This is a genomic window from Novosphingobium sp. (genome assembly GCF_036733805.1).
In the GTDB taxonomy this organism is placed as follows: Bacteria; Pseudomonadota; Alphaproteobacteria; order Sphingomonadales; family Sphingomonadaceae; genus Novosphingobium.
Genome location: NZ_DAIMZT010000026.1, coordinates 1 through 19,615, shown reverse-complemented (window position 1 = coordinate 19,615; position 19,615 = coordinate 1). Strand labels below are relative to the sequence as shown.

22 protein-coding genes are annotated in these 19,615 nt (G+C 61.8%); 10 read left to right on the top strand and 12 right to left on the bottom strand.

The genetic code is table 11. The features are described from left to right. Window positions 1-143 precede the first annotated feature (143 nt). The 6 genes from V7D69_RS08105 to gluQRS form a co-directional block, all read right to left on the bottom strand. Window positions 144-770 carry a hypothetical protein gene (locus tag V7D69_RS08105; RefSeq protein ID WP_324061495.1) on the bottom strand — a complete coding sequence of 209 codons (627 nt, stop codon included), beginning with the start codon at window positions 768-770 and terminating at the stop codon, window positions 144-146. A 76-nt stretch (window positions 771-846) separates the two neighbouring features. Beyond that, a complete protein-coding gene (locus V7D69_RS08100; protein WP_333605533.1) occupies window positions 847-1,164 on the bottom strand; it encodes a hypothetical protein in 318 nt (105 codons plus the stop codon). A gap of 81 nt (window positions 1,165-1,245) precedes the next feature. Beyond that, window positions 1,246-2,115, bottom strand: a complete 870-nt coding sequence (locus tag V7D69_RS08095; protein WP_324061499.1) for a 3-hydroxyacyl-CoA dehydrogenase family protein — start codon at window positions 2,113-2,115, stop codon at window positions 1,246-1,248. Window positions 2,116-2,157: 42 nt separating this feature from the next. Then, complete coding sequence (locus V7D69_RS08090; RefSeq protein ID WP_333605532.1) at window positions 2,158-2,754, bottom strand: cob(I)yrinic acid a,c-diamide adenosyltransferase; 597 nt, start codon at window positions 2,752-2,754, stop codon at window positions 2,158-2,160. A 52-nt stretch (window positions 2,755-2,806) separates the two neighbouring features. Next, a complete protein-coding gene (locus tag V7D69_RS08085; protein WP_324061503.1) occupies window positions 2,807-3,040 on the bottom strand; it encodes a hypothetical protein in 234 nt (77 codons plus the stop codon). Further along, window positions 3,037-3,882 carry a tRNA glutamyl-Q(34) synthetase GluQRS gene (gene gluQRS / locus V7D69_RS08080; protein ID WP_324061504.1) on the bottom strand — a complete coding sequence of 282 codons (846 nt, stop codon included), beginning with the start codon at window positions 3,880-3,882 and terminating at the stop codon, window positions 3,037-3,039. Before gluQRS ends, V7D69_RS08085 begins: the two co-directional genes overlap by 4 nt. 135 nt (window positions 3,883-4,017) lie before the next feature. On the opposite strand from gluQRS, the gene V7D69_RS08075 reads away from it, so the two are divergent. The 3 genes from V7D69_RS08075 to V7D69_RS08065 all read left to right on the top strand — a co-directional run bounded on the left by V7D69_RS08075 (window position 4,018) and on the right by V7D69_RS08065 (window position 5,626). Beyond that, window positions 4,018-4,626, top strand: a complete 609-nt coding sequence (locus V7D69_RS08075) for an HNH endonuclease (RefSeq protein WP_324061506.1) — start codon at window positions 4,018-4,020, stop codon at window positions 4,624-4,626. 144 nt (window positions 4,627-4,770) lie between these two features. Then, a complete protein-coding gene (locus V7D69_RS08070; RefSeq protein WP_324061508.1) occupies window positions 4,771-5,235 on the top strand; it encodes a Panacea domain-containing protein in 465 nt (154 codons plus the stop codon). Then, the gene (locus V7D69_RS08065) at window positions 5,210-5,626 is read left to right on the top strand and encodes a hypothetical protein (RefSeq protein WP_333605531.1); all 417 of its coding nucleotides are present in this window, start codon (window positions 5,210-5,212) and stop codon (window positions 5,624-5,626) included. Before V7D69_RS08070 ends, V7D69_RS08065 begins: the two co-directional genes overlap by 26 nt. Here the strand turns inward: V7D69_RS08065 and V7D69_RS08060 are convergent. Beyond that, on the bottom strand, window positions 5,623-6,876 hold the full coding sequence (locus tag V7D69_RS08060) for a dicarboxylate/amino acid:cation symporter (protein ID WP_324061511.1): 1,254 nt from the start codon (window positions 6,874-6,876) through the stop codon (window positions 5,623-5,625). The genes V7D69_RS08065 and V7D69_RS08060 overlap by 4 nt on opposite strands. Window positions 6,877-6,964: 88 nt before the next feature. Here V7D69_RS08060 and glmM point away from each other — a divergent pair, with 88 nt between their 5' ends. From glmM to V7D69_RS08040, 4 genes are read left to right on the top strand one after another with little or no spacing between them, the layout of a single operon-like run. Continuing rightward, complete coding sequence (gene glmM, locus V7D69_RS08055; RefSeq protein WP_324061513.1) at window positions 6,965-8,305, top strand: phosphoglucosamine mutase; 1,341 nt, start codon at window positions 6,965-6,967, stop codon at window positions 8,303-8,305. Next, the gene (locus V7D69_RS08050) at window positions 8,305-8,532 is read left to right on the top strand and encodes a DUF1272 domain-containing protein (protein WP_324061515.1); all 228 of its coding nucleotides are present in this window, start codon (window positions 8,305-8,307) and stop codon (window positions 8,530-8,532) included. Before glmM ends, V7D69_RS08050 begins: the two co-directional genes overlap by 1 nt. A 37-nt stretch (window positions 8,533-8,569) precedes the next feature. Then, window positions 8,570-9,445, top strand: coding sequence for a bifunctional hydroxymethylpyrimidine kinase/phosphomethylpyrimidine kinase (thiD, locus tag V7D69_RS08045; protein WP_324061517.1), 876 nt, complete (start codon window positions 8,570-8,572; stop codon window positions 9,443-9,445). Window positions 9,446-9,469: 24 nt separating this feature from the next. Continuing rightward, window positions 9,470-10,129 carry a hypothetical protein gene (locus V7D69_RS08040; protein WP_324061519.1) on the top strand — a complete coding sequence of 220 codons (660 nt, stop codon included), beginning with the start codon at window positions 9,470-9,472 and terminating at the stop codon, window positions 10,127-10,129. A gap of 24 nt (window positions 10,130-10,153) precedes the next feature. Here V7D69_RS08040 and V7D69_RS08035 read toward each other — a convergent pair whose 3' ends face one another. Further along, window positions 10,154-11,029, bottom strand: a complete 876-nt coding sequence (locus tag V7D69_RS08035) for an LOG family protein (protein ID WP_324061520.1) — start codon at window positions 11,027-11,029, stop codon at window positions 10,154-10,156. A gap of 93 nt (window positions 11,030-11,122) precedes the next feature. On the opposite strand from V7D69_RS08035, the gene V7D69_RS08030 reads away from it, so the two are divergent. Further along, the gene (locus V7D69_RS08030; RefSeq protein WP_324061521.1) at window positions 11,123-12,157 is read left to right on the top strand and encodes a S66 peptidase family protein; all 1,035 of its coding nucleotides are present in this window, start codon (window positions 11,123-11,125) and stop codon (window positions 12,155-12,157) included. Between the two features lie 3 nt (window positions 12,158-12,160). Here V7D69_RS08030 and V7D69_RS08025 read toward each other — a convergent pair whose 3' ends face one another. Next, on the bottom strand, window positions 12,161-12,520 hold the full coding sequence (locus V7D69_RS08025; protein WP_324061522.1) for a hypothetical protein: 360 nt from the start codon (window positions 12,518-12,520) through the stop codon (window positions 12,161-12,163). Between the two features lie 403 nt (window positions 12,521-12,923). On the opposite strand from V7D69_RS08025, the gene V7D69_RS08020 reads away from it, so the two are divergent. Then, window positions 12,924-14,057 carry a DUF2332 domain-containing protein gene (locus V7D69_RS08020; RefSeq protein WP_333605530.1) on the top strand — a complete coding sequence of 378 codons (1,134 nt, stop codon included), beginning with the start codon at window positions 12,924-12,926 and terminating at the stop codon, window positions 14,055-14,057. Window positions 14,058-14,421: 364 nt separating this feature from the next. On the opposite strand, the gene V7D69_RS08015 is transcribed toward V7D69_RS08020, so the two are convergent. Beyond that, on the bottom strand, window positions 14,422-16,260 hold the full coding sequence (locus V7D69_RS08015; protein WP_324061524.1) for a methyl-accepting chemotaxis protein: 1,839 nt from the start codon (window positions 16,258-16,260) through the stop codon (window positions 14,422-14,424). Between the two features lie 470 nt (window positions 16,261-16,730). On the opposite strand from V7D69_RS08015, the gene kdsA reads away from it, so the two are divergent. Continuing rightward, complete coding sequence (kdsA, locus tag V7D69_RS08010) at window positions 16,731-17,570, top strand: 3-deoxy-8-phosphooctulonate synthase (RefSeq protein WP_324061526.1); 840 nt, start codon at window positions 16,731-16,733, stop codon at window positions 17,568-17,570. A 46-nt stretch (window positions 17,571-17,616) separates the two neighbouring features. On the opposite strand, the gene V7D69_RS08005 is transcribed toward kdsA, so the two are convergent. Further along, window positions 17,617-18,426: a 3-deoxy-manno-octulosonate cytidylyltransferase gene (locus tag V7D69_RS08005; RefSeq protein ID WP_333605529.1), complete on the bottom strand. Its 810-nt coding sequence runs from the start codon at window positions 18,424-18,426 to the stop codon at window positions 17,617-17,619. Window positions 18,427-18,436: 10 nt separating this feature from the next. Then, entirely contained in the window at window positions 18,437-19,474 is a 1,038-nt protein-coding gene (locus tag V7D69_RS08000; RefSeq protein ID WP_324061529.1) for a KpsF/GutQ family sugar-phosphate isomerase, read from the bottom strand. Window positions 19,475-19,615: the final 141 nt, after the last annotated feature.

Here is a 19,615-nt window from a genome sequence, read left to right as displayed (position 1 = left end):
TCGCAGCACCAGGACACCTCGTCCAATGATCCTGGCGCACAGGTTGCCGCCGCTGCGAATATCCTGGGCAACGCGACGCCGGCTCCGCAGAAGCCTGTCAATCCGTGGGCCAAGACGCCTTCAACCGATCGCTGAAATTTCCGTCAAAGTCCCTTGCGGCCGAATCCGGCGGGGCGTGAGGCCGGAGCCTTGGGCCGGACGACGGCCGAACTGTTGCGATAGGCTTCCAGCGCGCGGGCGATCGCGGCATCCTCGCGCAAGCGGGCTGTTTCGGGTCCTTCCTCCATCTCATCGGGGCGATAAGTCACCGCGGCCCTGGCTTTTTCTGCACCATGCAATTGAGCATCGCCGAAGACCTCGCGATAATCGAGGACATCCCTGCTGCCGATGCAGCCGAGCGTAATGACGAAAACGAAATCGACAAAGGCGATCAGCAGCGAGCCCGAAGAGGTCGCGCGCAAGGCCGCGGTGCGGCCGGTCGCGGCGCCAGATACGATCATGAAAAACATGAGAATTTGCAGGGCTTGCGCGGTCCAGGGCAGCCAGGCCGGCCAGCCGATGTCGCGGCACCGCCGCATCATCACGAAGCGGAACCAGATCGCCAGCGGGAAAATGCCCAGGATCGAAAGGATGCCGAGGGCGAAACTGCGTGTGAGCAGCGAATAAGCGCCGACGAGAAGCAGCACCGGCACGCCTATCATGTAGACGGCGAAGCGGCTCCAGTAACCGCTTTGACCGAGGAGGCGCCTTTCATCTCCGGCTGCGCGCACGCTACTGCTCCCAAAAAACATCGGGAGAAATACCGGCGCGCAACTAAGAATTGGTTACACGGATCGTTCGGCGAATTTAACTGTCGTCGTCTTTGAAACGCTTGTCGGCCACGCCGGCTCGGCCATACTTCCCTTCGAAATCGTCCATGGTCTCTTCGCCATTGTAGGCGCTCATGTCGATGGTGCCGCTGGTGTCCATCTGATTGAGATGATCTACCAGATCCTGCGCGTCGACCGGACCGAAGCTGCCGGAAAGCTTTTTGCTCTGTTCAAGGCCGAGAATGGAAATTGATCTGGTCCTTGCATCATCCGTCACGGACTGTGCCTGGGTTTCCGCTTCCTGCTGCTCGTCATTGACGGTTTCGGGGGCCAGGTCGTGGGGGCGTTCGGTCATCGGACTTCTCCTTCGACCGGATAACGGTATGAAGCGACATGCCGTTCCCACGAGCCCGTTCAAGGCAAGCCGGACGCGATCTTACCGCGTCGGGACCGGTTTCTCGCCTGAATAATCGTAAAAGCCCCGGCCCGTCTTGCGACCATACCAGCCCGCTTCGACATATTTCTGCAGCAGCGGCGCCGGCCGGTATTTCGGATCGCCGGTGGTCGAATGAAACACCTTCATGATCTCGTAAAGCGTGTCCAGACCCACGAAATCGGCCAGCGTCAGCGGCCCCATCGGATGATTGAGCCCGATACGGCAGCCCGCATCGATATCCTCTACCGAGCCGATGCCGGCGCCAAGTACGAAAATCGCCTCATTCAGCATGGGGCAGAGGATGCGGTTGACCACAAAGCCCGGTTCGTCTCCGGCAAGCACCACGGTCTTGCCCAGCGTCTCACCAAAAGCCTTCATGCGTTGGATCGTCTCCTGCGACGTCGCGAGGCCGGGGATCACTTCCACCAGTCCCATGACCGGGACCGGATTGAAGAAATGGAGGCCGCAGAACCGCGCTGGATCAGGTGAGTTGGCGGCCATGCGCGTGATCGGAATCGAGCTGGTGTTCGAAGCCATTATCGCATTCGCGCCAAGCACTTTGCCGGCCGCCTCGAAAATCTTTGCCTTGATGTCCTCGCGCTCGGTGGCGGCTTCGATGATGAGATCGCAGCCGGACATCGCGGAATAGTCGGCGGCAGGCGTGATCCGCGCCAGTAAGGCGTCGGCATCGGTCCGGCTCATCTTCTCCCTGGCGACCAGCTTGGACAGACCGTTGGCGATGCCGGATTTGCCCTTTTCCGCCACTTCCAAACCGATGTCCGTAAGGACTACGTCCATGCCTTTACTCGCCACGGTCTGCGCGATGCCAGAGCCCATGATGCCCGCACCGATGATACCGACTGTCCGCACGATTTTACTCCCTCTCTCGAAATCCTGAATCAGCGCTGGTGGCTAGCGGTCTGCGTCCGGCGAAGGAACCACGCGGTTCGCGCCGGGCACCCAAAGCACGTCGCCGCCGCCATTCTCGTTCACGGCCCTGGCAAGGACGAAGAGGTAGTCGCTCAGCCGGTTGATATACGCGAGGGCGGCCGGGTTCACCGGCTGCGCGGCCGCGAGAGCCGTCGCCCTGCGTTCGGCTGCGCGAACTGATGCGCGGGCGACGTGAATGCGCGCTGCGGCTTCGCTGCCACCGGGTAGGATGAAGCTTTTAAGCGGCTGCAGGTCCTCGTTAAGGGTGTCTATGGCAGCTTCCAGCCATTCCACCTGAGCGGAAACGATCCGCAGCGTCATCTCGCCGGGAGCAAAGTCATCTCCCGGCGTCGCGAGATCGGCGCCCAGATCGAAGAGGTCGTTCTGAATGTGCGCCAGAGCCGCGGCGTGCGGCGCGCCTTGCAGGGTGCAAATGGCAAGCCCGATGGCGCTGTTCACTTCATCGATCGCGCCGATCGCCTCCATGCGCGCGTCATGCTTGGGAAGGCGTGATCCATCGACCAGGCCGGTCGTGCCGCCATCGCCGGTACGGGTATAGATCTTGTTGAGCCGGACCAATGCTATTTCCAGTCAGCGCGAAAGTGCGGGGTACGGGCGACGGGTCCCAAGTCTAACGCGTCATCGCCAGCAGCAAGGCGCAGACGAGCACTGCGGCGGCCTGATACTTGATGCGGTTGAACATCATCTTGTTCTGCAGGACCTGGTTGGGCGTCGGCCCGGTCATGCTCGGATCGCGGTTCAGGTCTTCCTTCGTACTGTTCATGAACGCCACAATGCCGCGCACCAGGCTGTAGACGACCATTATCATCAGCACGACGATGATGGGGACAAGAATGTAGCTCATGCCGCATCATGTAAGACCTGCGACAGTGAAATGCCAGCGGGGAAGCGGTGCGCGCGCAAGGTGTCAGCGATCGCGCGGCCGTCCGCTCCCGCGCGGCGCAGGTCTGCCAAGGAGGGCGATCCGCGCCGTTTGGCTAGCTTGCGGCCGTCCGCCTCGATTAGCAACCCGTGATGGTGCCAGACCGGCACCGGCAGGCCGAGCAGGGCCTGGAGCAGACGGTGGACATGGCTCGCAGGGAACAGATCCATCCCGCGAGTGACCAGTGTGATCCCGTCCGCTGCGTCATCCAGCGTGGCGGCCAGATGATAGCTGGCGGGAAGATCCTTTCTCAGCAGCACGACGTCCCCGAAAATCTGCGGGCTCGCTCTCTGCGGGCCGGCAAGCGCATCGACCCATTCAAGCGGCCCTGCGATTTCCATCGCCTGGGCGACATCGAGCCGCCACGCTGCGCCGATGGGGTCGACTGCGCGGTGCCGGCAGGTGCCGGGATAAACCGGGCCGTCCGGTCCCGCCTCATTCGCGGCGGCGGCGATCTCGGCGCGCGTGCAGTGGCAGGGGTAAAGCAGGCCCATGGCCTTGAGCCTTTCCCCCGCCTTGATGTAGCAGTCGAGGCGAGCGGACTGGAACACCGCCTCGCCGTCCCAGGCAAGGCCCAGCCATTTCAGATCAAGGATAAATTCCTCTACGAACTCGATGCGGCTGCGCTCTCCGTCGATGTCCTCAATACGCAACAGAAACGATCCGCCCTGCTCGCGCGCCAGGTCATGCGCGACCACGGCGGCATAAGCATGGCCCAGGTGCAGCGGGCCGTTAGGACTGGGGGCGAAGCGGGTGCGGACCATTGCCGCGTTTTAGATGTGGGCCTGTGGATTGTCAGCAGTCCGTCGCACTGATCGCTTGACGGCGAGTCTCCCAAATGCTGCATATAAGCCTATGCATTGCCATCAAACCGCAATGGCGGCCTGCGACAGGAGGCCATGCTCAAGTCGGAGCTGATTGAGCGCGCGGCCCGGTTCCGCAGCGCGGAGGATGATCCCTCCCGAAGTCTTTCAGACTGCCCTGCCTTGGTGCTGAATGCGGACTACACGCCGCTGTCCTATTACCCGTTAAGCCTTTGGCCGTGGCAGACGGCGATCAAGGCGGTGGTGCTCGAACGGGTGGATATCGTCTCCAGCTATGAGCGTGCGGTGCATAGCCCCAGTTGGACGATGCAGATCCCTTCGGTGATTGCGCTGCGGCAATACGTGAAACCTAGCGAGTTTCCCGCGTTCACCCGCTTCAACCTGTTCCTGCGGGACCGGTTCTCCTGCCAGTATTGCGGCAGCCCGCATCACCTGACATTCGACCATGTGATCCCCCGCCGCCTGGGTGGGCGCACCTGCTGGGAAAATATCCTCACCGCTTGTGCGCCCTGCAATCTCAAGAAGGGCGGCCGCACGCCACAACAGGCGAAGATGCCCCCGCTGGTGCAACCGATCCGCCCGACCAGCTGGCAACTCCAGGAACGCGGCCGGGGCTTTCCACCCAATTACCTGCATGAGACGTGGCGCGATTGGCTTTACTGGGACATCGAGTTGGAGGAGTAGGGCTGGAGTTGCCCCTCCCAATCGCGTCATCTCGCGGTGACCGCTCGAAAAGAAAAGAGAACATTGCGGAAACATCGATGAATGCGTATATGCGCTGCATGGTCTGACGTGATTTGCCTAGAAATTGTCTTAGAAGGGTTCGAAATGGCTGATGCACGCATCGTCGCGAACCGCTTTCTTGAACTCGCGAGAGAGCAAGGGCGGTCGTTGACCCCCATGCAAGTCTTGAAGCTTGTATACATAGCTCACGGTTGGATGCTGGGGTTGAACGGCCGCCCACTTATCGCACAGCCGGTTGAAGCTTGGCAGTATGGGCCCGTTGTCCGCGACGTTTACAATGGCGTTCGCAGTTTCGGACGGGGGCCAGTGTTGGCTCCCATGTGGGCACCGCAAGGTCAGCTGGATTATTACGAGAACGATATGGTACGTCAGGTGTTCAACATCTACGGCAATATGGATGGCATTGCCTTGTCAAACATTACCCATATGCCGCAAACGCCTTGGGCGCAGACTTATCGCCCAGGCGCATTCGGTACCGTAATCAACAACGACCTAATTGCCGCTCATTATCAGCGTTTGTCGCGTGAACGAAACGGAACCGCCGCCTGAGCAGGGCGGTGGAATACCGCCGCAGATACCGGGCTTACCACCTGTTGAGCAAGACGCTTCGAACGAAAGTGCTTCGGTTCATAAAGCCTGGGCCGAAATGGAGTTGTTGTCGCAGAACTCGACGCCCGAAGAATTGGAACAGGACGCAGTTCAGCGTGAACTTGACCGCAACCAGCGGTTTCGTCATCATTTTGAATTGATCGCCATTATAGCGCTTTGGCTCACCGCCGGATTTATCGTAGCAATTGGTGCGGTTTGGCTCTGGCATATGGCCGCGCCACTTTGTTGGCGCTGGCTGAGCAGCGAAGATGTGTCACACCTTCAAAGCATTATGACCGCAGGTTTATTGGTCGGTGTTATTGGAAATCACTTTAAGAAGCGGATGGGTTAACTGCCCATCCCCTCGTCTACCGCACTCGTTATCGCCACGTCCATTGTCACGTTGGCTACCGTGCGCATCACGTCAGGCAGCATTTCCACCGCCACCAGCACGCCAAGGGGCCAGAGCGGGGCGCCCATCGCGGCCGTGATCGGGCCGGTGGAGGCGATGAAGCTGATCGTGCCGGGGAGGGAAACGGTGCCGAAGGTCGTAACGAAGGCAACCAATCCGCCGGCTGCGATGGCGGTCGGGGTGAGGGGATAGCCTGCCATGTGCGCGGCGTAGATGGCGACGCCCATGTTCATCGCCGGGCTGGTCGCTCGAAACAGGGTGACAGCCAGCGGCAGCACGAACTCGGCCGTCGCTGGCCTGACCCTCAGGTCCCGGCAGGATGCCAGCATGGCCGGCACGCTGGCGAGCGAACTCTGCGTGGAAATTGCCACGACCTGTGCCGCCAGCGCAGCCCGCGCGAAGGCGGAGGGGTGCTTGCGCCCCGCCAGCACCGCCAGCGGATAGGCGCTTAGGAGGAACACCGCGCCCAGGGTGGAGACCAGCACGATGTAATGCGCCAAGGTTCCGATGGCCGCCGCCCCGCTGCTGGCTGAGAGGGACAGGCCAAGCGCGAAGACGCCGAGCGGCGCTGCCATCAACACCCAGCCGATCACGACTATCATCGCGCCGGCCAGTCCTTCGAACAGCAAAGCGAGTTGGCGGCGCGGCGTTTCGGCAAGGCGCGTGGTTGCGGCGGCGAACAAGGCGACGAAGACGATTACCGGCAGCATGGCGTCGTCGGCCGCGGCGGCTACGATGTTAGACGGAACCAGGGATGCGAGGAAGTCGCCAAGTCCCGGCAACTGCGGGGTGAGCCGCATAGCCAGGGGCGTGGCGATGGCGGGGGCCGGGGCGGGGGCCGGAAACAGATGCAGCAGCAGCGGCATCAGCGTGCCCCCCAGCATCGCGCTTGCCGCCAATATGCCGACGATCAGACCGAGCGTGCGCCGGGCCATGGCGCCGGCATTGGCTGCGGCTGCCGTCTCGACAATTCCGGTGAACATCAGGCCGGCCGCCAGCGGCAGGATCGTCATTTTCAGCGCCTTCAGCCAGAAAGCGCCGAGCGGTCTCGCGACTTCCAGGAGTGTCGGCAGCGCCGCCGTGCCATTCAGGGCCATGCCCAACGCCAGCCCGGCGATAAGTCCGCACAGCGTCAGCGTGCCCGGAACGCGGATTTCGGGCATTCGGGCGGCAGTGCTGGTTTCGTTCATGCGGGTCCTGGAAAATTGAGGCCGTGACATTAGCAAGCCGGCGCGACATAGCAATTCGCCACTGGTTCCACGCGCACACGGTTCGATCATGAGCAAACAGTTCTTCGGTACAGACGGCATTCGCGGCCGCACCAACCAGGGCGCGATGACCGCCGCTACCGCCATGAAGGTCGGTCAGGCGGCTGGCACCCGCTTCCTGCGTGGAGCGCATCGCCACCGCGTCGTGATCGGCAAAGATACGCGCCTTTCCGGCTACATGCTGGAGAATGCGCTGGTTGCCGGGTTCACCTCGGTCGGGATGGACGTGGTGCTCACCGGCCCTTTGCCGACCCCCGCAATCGCCCTGCTGACGCGCGAACTGCGCGCTGACGTAGGTGTGATGATCTCCGCCAGCCACAATCCTTATGAGGATAACGGCATCAAGCTGTTCGGCCCCGACGGCTTCAAGCTTTCCGACGAAGATGAGCTGGCGATCGAGAAGATGCTGGGGGAGGAGCTGCCGCTCGCGGCGTCCGCTGACATCGGCCGGGCCCGCCGCATCGACGATGCGCGGGGCCGCTATATTCATGCGGTCAAGGGATCGCTGCCCTCTACCGTACGGCTCGATGGCCTGAAGATCGCTGTCGATTGCGCCAATGGCGCGGCATATCAGGTGGCGCCATCGGCCTTCTGGGAATTGGGGGCGGAAATCATCTCGGTCGGCATCAATCCCAACGGCAAGAACATCAATGAGCGGTGCGGATCGACGCATCCCAGCCTGCTGCAGGAGACGGTGGTGTCCTCCGGCGCCGATATCGGCGTCGCGCTGGACGGCGATGCCGATCGGCTGATCGTGGTAGATGAAAAGGGCCAGGTCGTGGACGGTGACCAGATCATGGCCCTGATCGGCAGCCAGCTTGCCGCTCGCGGCGAATTGCGCGGCGGCGGCGTAGTGGCGACGGTGATGTCGAACCTGGGGCTGGAGCGCTTCCTTGGCGGGCGGGGCCTCGCGCTCGAACGCACGAAGGTGGGTGACCGCTATGTGCTGGAACGCATGCGCGAAGGCGGCTTCAACGTCGGTGGTGAGCAATCGGGGCACATGATCCTGCTTGACCATGGCACCACCGGTGACGGCACGGTGGCGGCGCTGCAAGTGCTGGCCGCGCTGATCCAGTCGGGCAAACGGGCGAGCGAGCTGCTGCACTTATTTGATCCGGTGCCGCAATTGCTGCGCAACGTGCGCTTCGCTGGCGGGAAACCGCTGGAGGCGCAAAGCGTCAAGGCCGCGATTGCCGATGCAGAGGCTTCGCTGAACGGCAGGGGGCGGCTGGTGATCCGTCCTTCGGGCACCGAACCGGTGATCCGCGTCATGGCGGAAGGCGACGATGCGGGGGAAGTGGAAGCGGCGGTCGCGTCGATCTGCCGCGCTGTTGAACAGGCGGCTGCCTGATGGCGCTGGAAATGCGCCCGGATTGCGAACGCTGCGGCGCTGACCTGCCGGCGGAGGCGCCGGGCGCTTTTATCTGCAGTTTCGAATGCACCTTCTGCGCCGAATGCGCGGACGATCTGGACGATCTTTGCCCTAACTGTGGGGGCGAACTGGTTGATCGGCCCACTCGTGCGAAGCGGCATCAGGATGCCCATCCGCCTTCGAAGCTTCGCTATTACAAGGGATAGCTGACTTCCGTTCGACACGAACAGGTAGGGGAGTGTGATGTCCAATCAGATACCTCGCATCCTTTCGATCGCCGGTTCCGACAGCTCTGGCGGTGCGGGCATTCAGGCCGACATCAAGACGGTCACGATGCTCGGCGGCTATGCCATGACTGCGATCACTGCCGTCACTGCGCAGAACTCACTGGGTGTGAAAGCGGTGGAAGTGCTGTCGCCGGAAATGGTTGCGGCGCAGATTGACGCCTGCATGTCTGATATCGGCGCAGATGCCGTGAAGATCGGTATGCTCGGCTCGGCGGCGATCGCGCATGTCGTCGCGGACCGGCTGGAGGACTTTGGCGTCCCGGTGGTGTTCGATCCCGTGATGGTCGCGACCAGCGGTGCGATGCTGGCGGACGAAGAAACGATAGGGGCGTTTGGCCGACTGGCACGGATCGCCACAGTCACGACGCCCAATATTCCTGAACTTGAAGCTCTGTCGGGACGGGCGATCTCATCCGATGACGCCTCTTTGCAAGACGCCGCTGAAGAATTTTTGCGTGCGACCGGCGCGCCGGCCGTGCTCGCTAAGGGAGGCCATTGGCCGGGACGGGGAGGCGAAGCACACGGCAGGCGGCTGGACGGTTCGTCATGGTCGGCTTCGGCAGAAGCTCTGGTTTGGGACCGTTTGTATACCCTGTCACACCAAGGGCATTGGGCAGAGTGGGTGTTTCACCACCCCCGGATCGAAACGGTGCATTCACATGGCACCGGTTGTACCTTGGCCAGCGCTATTGCGGTTGGTTTGGCAGGCGGCAAAACCCTTCCGGATAGCGTGAAGGCTGCCGGCGATTTCGTCCATCGGGCTCTCAAGGCTGCCCCAGGCTTCGGCGCGGGGCATGGCCCGATGGGGCACGCGCAGGCGGGCAGTCAGTAATTGCTGGCGCTGGGGCGCCACGCGGTGCAGACATGGCCTATGCGCGGCGTTCTTACTCTTCTCTGCTTCGGCCTCGCCCCGGCTTCCACCGCTCTTGCTGACTCACTCGATCTTGCCGGGCGTTACCGACTTGCCGAAGACCATGACGCGGCGGGTGAGCTGGCGATCTCGGCCGATGGTCGTTTCGACTATGGGCTTGCCTATGGCGCGCTTGACGAGGAAGCGCATGGCCGCTGGCAGCGGCAGGGCGATGCGATCTGCCTCTATACCGAGCCCAAGCCGATGCCGCCCGTCCTCTCGAAAGCGCCGGCCGCAAAGACCGCGAGCCAAAGCGCAACGCTCATGGTCGTCTCGCCTGACGGCCACGGCATCCCCGGTGTCGATTTCCGCATCGGTTTCGACAGCGGCGAGCCGGTTGACGGCTATACCCAGGAGTACGGCTTTACACTTGATCCCAATGAGCGCCGTACGCCGCGTTGGGTCGAACTTTACGAGCCGATCAATCGCATCAGCGCGCCCCGCTTCACGCTGACCTCTGAGGACCACGGTAAACTGCTGGCGATCCTAACCCCCAATGATCTGGGCACGGTCGATTTCGAAGGCGCTTGCCTTGAGGCCATGGAGAAAGGCGTGATCCTGCATCGCAAGGAGGGCGACATGCATTTTGTGCGAGATGGTGGCTGATTCGCTCCCGCGCCTTCCCGATCCTTACCCGCAATCCAGATCGTAGAACTCGCCGATCACCTTCCAGCCCTCGTCGGCCGTTTCACACCAATGGAACAGGTCCAGGTCCTTGCGGTTGATCGTGCCCTCTTCGGCCAGCGCTTCAAAGTTGATGATGCGGGACCAATAGTCGCGCCCGTAAAGGAGGATCGGGATCGGCTTCATCTTTCCGGTCTGCACCAGGGTCAGCAGTTCCAAAAATTCGTCCAACGTGCCGAAGCCGCCGGGAAATACGGCCACCGCGCGGGCCCGCAGCAGGAAGTGCATCTTGCGCAGCGCAAAGTAATGGAACTGGAACGAGAGGCGTGGGGTGACATAGGGGTTGGGCGCCTGTTCATGCGGCAGCACGATATTGAGGCCCAGCGATTCTGCGCCGACTTCCGCCGCGCCGCGGTTAGCTGCCTCCATGATCGACGGGCCGCCGCCTGAGCACACCACGAACTGGCGCATACCGTTTTCCACGACTGCGCACTGGCTGGCTAGCTGAGCCAGCCGCCGCGCTTCCTCGTAATATCTGGACTTTGCGACCAGCCGCTCAGCGATCTGCTTTTCTTCGTCGGAGGCCGCCAGAGCGACCAATGCCTGGGCCTTTTCCGGCGCGGGAATGCGCGCCGAACCGTAGAACACCAGCGTAGAGCCGATCTGGGCCTCTTCCAGCAGCATTTCCGGTTTCAGCAGCTCAAGCTGGAAGCGCACCGGCCTCAGCTCGTCGCGCAGCAGGAAATCGGTGTCGCGGAAGGCCAGGCGATAGGCCGGGTGTTCGGTTTGCACCGTCCCGATCTGCTTGTCGGCAAAGCTGACTTCCTGCTCCGCCTTGTAGAAACGGCGCTGAGTGAGATTCTTCTCTTCTTCTTGGGTCATCTGCACTCCATGGCCGCTCTCGAGGGTGGCGTCGAGTGGAGATAAGCGCACTTGCACTTGCGCAGAATTGAACAGCCTATAGGTTTTGACCCGATGCTTTCCCGACGCCAGACCGTCGCGGGGCTGGGTGCCGCCGCCGTTTCGCTTTCCGGGTTCTGGCCGATTGCGGCCGCTGACCGGGCGGCCAGGCCGCCGCGTCTGCGGCAGGGGGATGTGCTTGGTCTTGTCGCGCCGGCCGGTTTCATCGGCGATCGCTTTGGTTTGGCAGAGATTGAGGCCACGGTGCGCGCCATGGGCCTGGTTCCGCGCGCCGCGCCGCACATGCTTGAACGCGCAGGCTATCTCGCCGGCTCGGACGAGACCCGCGCGCGAGACCTGATGGCGATGTTTGCCGATGATGAAGTGCGAGCGATCATGGCGGTGCGTGGAGGATGGGGATCGGCCCGGCTGCTGCCTTATCTCGATTTCCACGCGATCGCGCGCCGGCCCAAGTTGTTCGTTGGGTTCAGCGATAACACCGCACTTCATCTGGGGCTGGCCGCGCGCGCGGGCGTGCCCAGTATCCATGGGCCGAACGCTGCCGCTTCGTGGCCTCGTGCGGCCTGGGATTCCTTTCACCAAATCGCTTTCGAAGCGGCTATGCCCACGTATGCAGCGCCGGTCGGCACTGGCCCAAATCTCTCCGGCCGAGGATCGGACTTGCGCACGTTCCGAGGCGGAAAGGCCCGCGGTCGGTTGCTTGGCGGCAATCTGACCGTGCTTTCAGCGCTGGTCGGCACGCCTTACCTGCCCGATTTCAGCGGTGCGATCCTGTTTCTTGAAGACACCAACGAAGCCGAATATCGAATCGACCGAATGCTCACGCAGCTTGCACTCGCAGGCATTCTTGGAAAAGTGGCCGGTGTCGTCTTCGGCCAATGCACGCATTGCGAGAATCCTGATGGCGGCTATTCGAACTTCACGATTTATGAAGTGCTCGATCGCCAGTTCTCCGGGCTTGGAGTGCCGGCGTTCCAGGGCGCCATGATCGGCCATATCGCCGCTCAGATCAGTATACCGGTGGGCGTTATGGCGGAAATCGATGCGGATGCCGGGACGATCCGCCTGCTTGAGCCGGCGGTGTCCTAACGGTTAGGCGATCTGGCGTATCGTGCCGCCGGGGCTGTCGTCGTCGCGGCCGAGGCCGTAGCGCGCCACCAGATCGGCAAATACGGAGTTTTCCAGCGGTTCGGCAAATTCCAGGCCGGCGCAATGCTCGTTGGCCCAGGCTACGAACGCCATGGAAGGACGGCAGCCGGGCAAGGCAAGGCTGACTGCCTCGTCCAGCTCAAGCTGGCCCACTCCCTCGATCCGGGCGCCGAAGCGAGTCAGATCCTTGAGCAAGACCGTGGTGCTGACGAGATCGCGCCGGAATTTGGCCATCATTTCCACTTCCGCACGTTCATGCTGGCGGTCGCGTGGTAAAGATGCGGACGGATCGAACATAGCCATTTCGCGCCTTTCCTGAACAATTAACCAGGAGCGTTCAGTACATCATAGGGTAATCGGTTTCCGATTTGCCTCTCAACCGCATCGGTGTTTCCCCTTGGAACCGTGATGCGGCAAGAGCAAAGACGGTAAACCACGCGGTAATTTCAGCGACGCCGCGTTCCCCAATCCCGCCTTGACGACGGCCTTATAAACAATCAACCGCAGCTTCCGCAGATTTTCGCGACCACTTATCCGCTCGGGCCGAAGCTTGAACACTAATGCAAACTGTATACGGAACAGGAAGTTAAAAATATTTATATGCATTTTCCCGTATCATTTTGACCGGATTGCATCAACCAGGAAAGCGTAACTTGCCCTCGTCTCCGGAACATCCCGGAGCGCATATCTCAGCGAGGGTTCCAGCGTGTTCACGGCCTCCCCGGCAATCGATGCAGACTTTGCCGGAACCGCCCCACCCCTCTCGCAAGAAGCGGCCTTTCGGGATCCGCGCGACGAACTGAAGCGCCAATCCGCACTGGCCCGCTCGCTCGGGTCTCCTTTCGTGAGCGAGGTGCTGGCCGCCGCCGACCGGCAACTGAGCCGCGCGCCGCGCCTCGAAGCGCTGATCGCGGCATGGCCATTTGATCCCGCGACCAGCGCCCTTGCGTTGCGGCTTAACGCCGGCCTTCATGCATTGGCCCGCCGGGGCACTTTCAAAGACCTATCAGCTCTTTATGAAGAGCGGCACGGCGCGTTCGACCGGGCAGTGGGTGAAGCGCTTGAACAAGGTGAACTTACGCTGCTGAACTGGATGAGCCACCCCACCCAGACGAACGAAGTTCGCCGGTCGAGCGCGTTCATGGCCGCCTTGTCCATGCTTGCGCATGAACATGCCATGCCTTTCGAACTGCTCGAAGTGGGAGCCAGCGCGGGCCTTAATCTGCTGCTTGACCGCTATCGTCACGATCTTGGCGGCACGCTTTGTGGAAATCCCAACTCGCGTTTGCGTCTTGCGCCGCGCTGGCAGGGGGCGCGTCCGCCGCAGGCTGCGGTTGACATCATTTCGGTGCGCGGCGTCGACTTGAGGCCCTTGAGCCTTGGCGATCCGCACACGCGCGAGCGTCTGATGTCCTACATTTGGCCCGGGGATGATGCCCGTGCCGAATGCCTTCGCCGCGCCATGATGATCGCGCGCCACGCTCCTCCGATGGTCGATCAGGCCAGCGCCGCGCCTTGGCTCGCCGAACGCCTCGCGGAACCGCAGAGTTCAGGGGTGATGCGCGTGGTGCAGCACTCGATGGTGCTGCAGTACCTGCCAGATAGCGAGTTGCAGGCGCTTACCGTGTCGATGCGCAAAGCGGGCGGGCACGCTTCGCCGGTGCGTCCGCTTGCCTCCATCGGACTGGAATGGAACGCGGAGCGCACGCTGGTGCAGCTTTCGATGATCCGGTGGGCCGGCCGCGCCGACGACGGATGCAGGACCGTGCTGGCAACGTGCCATCCTTATGGCGCGTCCATTGAATGGCGCGGGCCGGCAAGCATCGTAGCCGCGGCTTAGAACATCTTGCATTCCATCTGAACCGCCCTTCATTCGTGTCGCGCGAAGTCGAGACACGTGAAGGCCCCAGGGCACACACCCGAGACAGGCGCCGGCAGGATTTCATCTGCACGGTCGATTGTTGACATGACCGTTGAAGAGACGTTCAGGCAGCAGTCGACCCGCCACATCTTCAGGTAAGGCTCGGATGCCTTCTAACTAGCGGCTGTTGGCGTTGCCCGCGTCGCCCTAAGCCAGTCGCCAGAAGGTGCCGCCGCCGCCCGGCCGTCCACACCTCTTCTGCAAAGAAAAAGGGCCGCGCAAGCGACTATGCTTGCGCGGCCCTTTTCAAATCTTCGGCGACGGACGAAGAATTACCGGCAGATCAAAATTCCGACCAGTCGTCCTCGCTCGCATGAACCGCAAGATTGCCCACCACCATGCGTGGGGCTGGCATCGGCGCAGGCTGCAGGCGTCGCGCCGGCTGGGTGCGGGGCGTCGCCACGGGGCCGCCTCGCGAGAGCCCGTCCTCAACCTTGAAGATCGAGAATGCTTCGAACAGTTGTTGCGCCTCGCGTGCGAGCATCTCTGTAGCGGCGGTGGTCTCTTCGACCATCGCGGCGTTTTGCTGAGTCATTGCGTCCATCGCGCTGATGGCGTCATTGACTTTCAGCAAACCGCTTGACTGCTGCTCGGCAGCTTCGGCCATGGCTTCGATCGATTGGCTGACGCTGGATACGCGCTCAATGATGCGGTTGAGCGAGCCGCCGGTGTCATTGACGAGATCGACACCCGAAGTGACATGCTCGGTCGCGGACAGGATGCGCGATTTCACATCGGAAGCGGCATCCGCCGCTCGTTGTGCGAGTGCCCGCACTTCGGAGGCGACGACAGCGAAGCCTTTGCCCGCGTCGCCGGCGCGCGCGGCTTCCACGCCGGCGTTGAGCGCGAGGAGGTTGGTCTGGAAGGCAATGCCGTCAATCACGGTGATGATCTCGGCAATTTCCTTGGTGGCCTGATCGATGCCGTGCATCGCCGCGATTGCGCGTTGCACGATCGCGCCGCCCTGCTCTGCCTCACCGCGGGCCTCGCTCATGGCCCGGTTGGCCTGAGCGACAATGCCCGCGCTTTCGCCCACCTTGCGGGTGATCTCGTCCATCGCCGCGGCAGAGGATTGCAGTCTTGCGGCCTGCTGCTCACTGCGATCGGATAAGTCGGCGGTAGCCTGGCGAATTTCCGATGAACCGGTCGAGATAGAATTGATGCTGCCCCGCACAGAGCTCATGACGGTGCAAAGCTGGTCAAGCGCGTTGTTGAAATCGCGAGAGACCGAGGAAAACGCGGGGGGGAGGTTTTCCAGCCTGGCGCGCAGGTCAGACTGGGAGAGGTCATGCAGTTTGCGGCCAATCTCCGACATCGCACGTTCGCGATCCTGATCCGCCGCCACTTTTGCCACGGCCTGGTCCCGAAAGACCACTACGGCGCGCGCCATGTTGCCCAGTTCGTCCACGCGCTCCGTGCCCGGCGCGGATACGTCATTGCGACCGGCTGCAAGCGCGGCCATTGTCTCGGTCAGATCGCCGATCGGGGCGGCGATGTCGCGGCTCAACTTGCGCTGCAGGCTCACGCCAAGAACGATAAGGGCGATGCCGCCGACCGCCAGCGCAATCCAGGCCATGGTGATGGCTTTCTGCTGTCCCGTCGATTCCGATTTGATCCGTTCCTCCTCGTGATCGCGCAAGTCGCGCAGAGGCAGCACCGCATCGCTGACCAGTGCGGCCTTGCCGGCGTCGCGCACCCGGTCCATCGCCGCTTCGCGTTGCCCCTGCTTGACCAAGGCGATTGACTTGTCGCCCCAATCCGCACGCCACTTGAGCGTTTTTTCACGGGATTCCAGAAGTTTGCCGTGCATGGTCGGATCGACGATCAGTTTTTCCAGCTCGGCCGAAGTCGTATCGTAATCGTCGCGGCCCTCGTAATACGATTTGAGATAAGTGTCGTCGCCGGTGACCAAATATCCCCGCATCTGACTGTTCTGGCGCAACAGCGCGGTCTCCAATCCCAGCGCCTTGGCGTGAATGGATTGGCTGAAGTTCGTCCGCTCGGTTGAACCGCTAATCATCGCGATGTTAGTCGCGAAGACCGCCATCATGACCGCGGCAGAGAGGTTGATCGCGATAAAGGCGACCGCCAACTTCTTCGGAATGTTCAACGAGTAGAGCATACTTTATTCCAATCTGCTATCGCCGGTCCGGCCCGTATGCGGCGCCTGGCCGCCACGGGTTTACGTTGGTCGAGCGCATTTACCCGCACCTGGACTGCGCCGACTTCAACAAGATCCTAGAACGTCGAACGCGGTGTTCGTGTTAAGCATCAATGAGTTCGCAATGCCGCGATACACAGCCGGGCTTAATTCCCGCATTCACGCACTTAGGGGTATTTGCGGGGGCGTTGGCGAACTTACCGCCCGGCCTGCAGACGCGCGCGCTCTGCAGTTCGCGGGCGATTCTGCATTAAGGTTCGGCGCCAAGGGGGGCGGCAGCAACGCAACGACGCCTCGCCCAATCGGCGCGAAAAGGTTCAGCTTCTCCTGTTGCCAGGCGCCTTTGACGCTTTCAGCGGCGGGCCTTGGCCGTTAATGCGGCGGTTCTACGTCCACAGGCGTCACCAGCCGGCCTCGGAAAAGGAATCTATATGGCGACGATCACTCTCCCGAATGGAATGGCCTTCGCCAACGACCGCCCTTTCGTGCTTATCGGCGGAATGAATGTGATCGAAAGTCATGCGACGGTGATGGAAGTTGCCACCGCCTTTGCCGAGGTGACGCGAGAGCTTGGCATTCCCTGGGTTTTCAAGGCCAGCTTCGACAAGGCCAATCGTTCATCGATGAAGTCATTTCGCGGGCCCGGTCTGGATAAGGGCTTGGAGATCCTTGCCCAGGTCAGTGATCGGTTCGATGTGGCCGTGCTGACTGACGTGCATGAGCCGTTCCAGGTCGGTGCAGTGGCGCAAGTGGCGGATATCATTCAGATTCCGGCCTTCCTAGCGCGGCAGACCGACCTTGTTGCGGCGGTCGCCCGCGCGGGCAAGGTCATTAACGTCAAGAAACCGCAGTTTCTGGCCCCGCACGAAATGCGTCATATCATGCGCAAGTGCGAGGAGGCCGGAAACGATCGGATTCTCCTGTGCGAACGAGGAACGTCTTTTGGTTACAATAACCTTGTCGTCGACATGTTGGGCATGGACGAGATGAGGGCGATGGCGCCCGTGGTCTTTGACGCCACGCATGCATTGCAGAGGCCCGGCGGTCGAGTTGACAGCGCCGATGGGCGGCGCTCGCAGGTTGCGGCGCTGGCTCGTTCCGGGCTGGCCCTCGGCATCGCCGGTCTGTTTCTCGAAGCTCACCCGGATCCGGAAAAGGCGCTTTGCGATGGGCCCTGCGCCCTTCCACTAGACAAGCTGCGGCCGTTTCTGCAGCAGATGCGCGCGATAGATCGGTTGGTCAAAGAGTTCGCGCCGTTGAAGACCGGATGAAGCAAGCGACATGGGGCCTTTGCGAAAAGGCATTTTTGCCGCTCCGCTAAGCGATGCCTCTCTCTCTCAGGACGCGTTCGATGATGGGCCTGTCCTCCGGATTGTTCAACTCGACGACGTCCCAATCAAGCGGATCGAGAGTGACGACGGAGACCGGCAAGCCCAGGTCAAGGAAACGCAACTGTTCAAGTCCCTCAAGCCGTTCGAGTTCGCAAGGCGGCGCGGCTGCATAGGTTTTCAGCGCCTCCAGCCGGTAAGCATAGAGGCCAAGATGAAGGTGCACGGGAGGCACCTCCGCCTCCGCCGCCTTCGGAGGCAGATACGGCAGGACGCGCTTGGAGAAGTAAAGCGCCCGGCCTCGACCGTCGATTACCACCGACGTACCCCCGACACGGCCTTCAGCCTGATCCCTGACCAAATGCTCGTAGACGCCGCGAGAAGTCCGAACAGCGGGTGTAGCCATCACCGCCCCACCGTCTTCCGCAAGGCGCCGCACAAGGTGGGAGACGATGTCGGGGGGCGAAAGCGGCGCGTCGCCTTGCAGATTGACCACGATCTCCGCAACGGACCCAAGTTGGGCAATCGCCTCTGCGCACCGTTCGGTCCCGTTGGCGCAATTTGGCGATGTCATGATGACTTGGCCGCCGAAACTTTCGACTTCGCGTGCGATCCGCTTATCGTCCGTCGCCACCCAAACGCCCACCGCGCCTTCAATGCTGCGCGCGCAGTCCCAGGTCCGGCGGATCAGGCTACGCGCCTCTCCATGCGCTCCGACAAGCGACACTAGCGGTTTGCCGGGATAGCGGGTGGATGCGTAGCGCGCCGGGATGATGATCGCGAAGGAGGCGGCCGTCACAGGCGTACTTTCACGAAAGTCCCAGGCGCAGGAAATCGTGAAGGTGGATGATGCCTATCGGCTTCTGCAGGCCGTTAGCGATCGCGCCGCCGCCCACTGCGGGGTACGCGCTGTCAGGCTCGGCAACGATGAAAGCGCAAGTGACCTTGGAATTGTTGAGAAAACGCAGCGCATCCTCTGCCGCCATGCCCGCGCTCAAAACCTTCGGATGGGGCGTCATCACTTCGTGAGCGGTAACCTTGTCCAATATCTTGAAGTGGCGCCTTATATCGCCGTCCGTAATCATACCCGCGAGGTGGCCTTCTTCATCGATGACCCCGGCGATGCCAAAACCCATCTTGGTCATCTGCGAGATGACGGCGTCCATAGGCAGATCGAGTGGGACCAATGGCAGCTTGTCCCCCACGTGCATCAATTCGCCCACGGTCGCAAGACGCAGGCCGATGGTGCCGCCCGGATGCAGGGATTTGATGTCGTCGCGTCCGATGTCCCTCTTGTCCATCAGCACCATGGCCAGGGCGTCACCCAGTGCAAGCTGCTGCGCCGTGGAACTGGTGGGAGCAATGTTTACCGGGCAGGCTTCTTCCGCTGGCGGCATCAATATGCAAACGTTGCAGGAGCGTCCTACCAGCGAATCCAGAGCGGAAGTCATGCCAACGGTCGGAATGTCAAATTTGCGTGCATGATCGAACAGCACGCGCAATTCGGCCGTGTTGCCGGAATTGGAGATGACGATGATGACGTCGCCGGGCACGATCATTCCAAGATCGCCGTGCGCCGCTTCGCCGGGATGAACATAAATCGCGGGCGCGCCGGTGGCCGAAAATGTCGCGGCCATCTTACGTCCGATATGCCCGGATTTCCCAACGCCGGCGATGACGATTCGCCCGGTTGCGGAACTGAGAAGATTACAAGCCGAGACGAATGCATCGTCGAGCGACGCCGCCAGAGTCAGCAGCGTTCGTGCCTCCAACTCGATAACCTCTTGTGCTCGGGCGATGATATCGCCTGAGAAGTCGAACGCTCGACGGGTCGCTGGTGAGGACAATGTCAGAACCTATTACTAATGGTCACGCACGTCGCCCTCCGCCGAGTTTGCCGCACGTGCGCTATTCTGTCGAGGCATTTGCCGCCCTAATCAGCGAATGCTTGTAGGACTGCGTATTAGCGCGAGGACGGTCAATACCTA

Excerpts from the sequence above, each read along its gene's own strand:
- V7D69_RS08100 (WP_333605533.1), bottom strand. The coding sequence starts at position 1,164 with ATGACCGAACGCCCCCACGACCTGGCCCCCGAAACCGTCAATGACGAG.
- V7D69_RS08085 (WP_324061503.1), bottom strand. The coding sequence starts at position 3,040 with ATGAGCTACATTCTTGTCCCCATCATCGTCGTGCTGATGATAATGGTC.
- gluQRS (WP_324061504.1), bottom strand. The coding sequence starts at position 3,882 with ATGGTCCGCACCCGCTTCGCCCCCAGTCCTAACGGCCCGCTGCACCTG.
- V7D69_RS08075 (WP_324061506.1), top strand. The coding sequence starts at position 4,018 with ATGCTCAAGTCGGAGCTGATTGAGCGCGCGGCCCGGTTCCGCAGCGCG.
- V7D69_RS08070 (WP_324061508.1), top strand. The coding sequence starts at position 4,771 with ATGGCTGATGCACGCATCGTCGCGAACCGCTTTCTTGAACTCGCGAGA.
- V7D69_RS08060 (WP_324061511.1), bottom strand. The coding sequence starts at position 6,876 with ATGAACGAAACCAGCACTGCCGCCCGAATGCCCGAAATCCGCGTTCCG.
- glmM (WP_324061513.1), top strand. The coding sequence starts at position 6,965 with ATGAGCAAACAGTTCTTCGGTACAGACGGCATTCGCGGCCGCACCAAC.
- V7D69_RS08050 (WP_324061515.1), top strand. The coding sequence starts at position 8,305 with ATGGCGCTGGAAATGCGCCCGGATTGCGAACGCTGCGGCGCTGACCTG.
- thiD (WP_324061517.1), top strand. The coding sequence starts at position 8,570 with ATGTCCAATCAGATACCTCGCATCCTTTCGATCGCCGGTTCCGACAGC.
- V7D69_RS08035 (WP_324061520.1), bottom strand. The coding sequence starts at position 11,029 with ATGACCCAAGAAGAAGAGAAGAATCTCACTCAGCGCCGTTTCTACAAG.
- V7D69_RS08030 (WP_324061521.1), top strand. The coding sequence starts at position 11,123 with ATGCTTTCCCGACGCCAGACCGTCGCGGGGCTGGGTGCCGCCGCCGTT.
- V7D69_RS08025 (WP_324061522.1), bottom strand. The coding sequence starts at position 12,520 with ATGGCTATGTTCGATCCGTCCGCATCTTTACCACGCGACCGCCAGCAT.
- V7D69_RS08015 (WP_324061524.1), bottom strand. The coding sequence starts at position 16,260 with ATGCTCTACTCGTTGAACATTCCGAAGAAGTTGGCGGTCGCCTTTATC.
- kdsA (WP_324061526.1), top strand. The coding sequence starts at position 16,731 with ATGGCGACGATCACTCTCCCGAATGGAATGGCCTTCGCCAACGACCGC.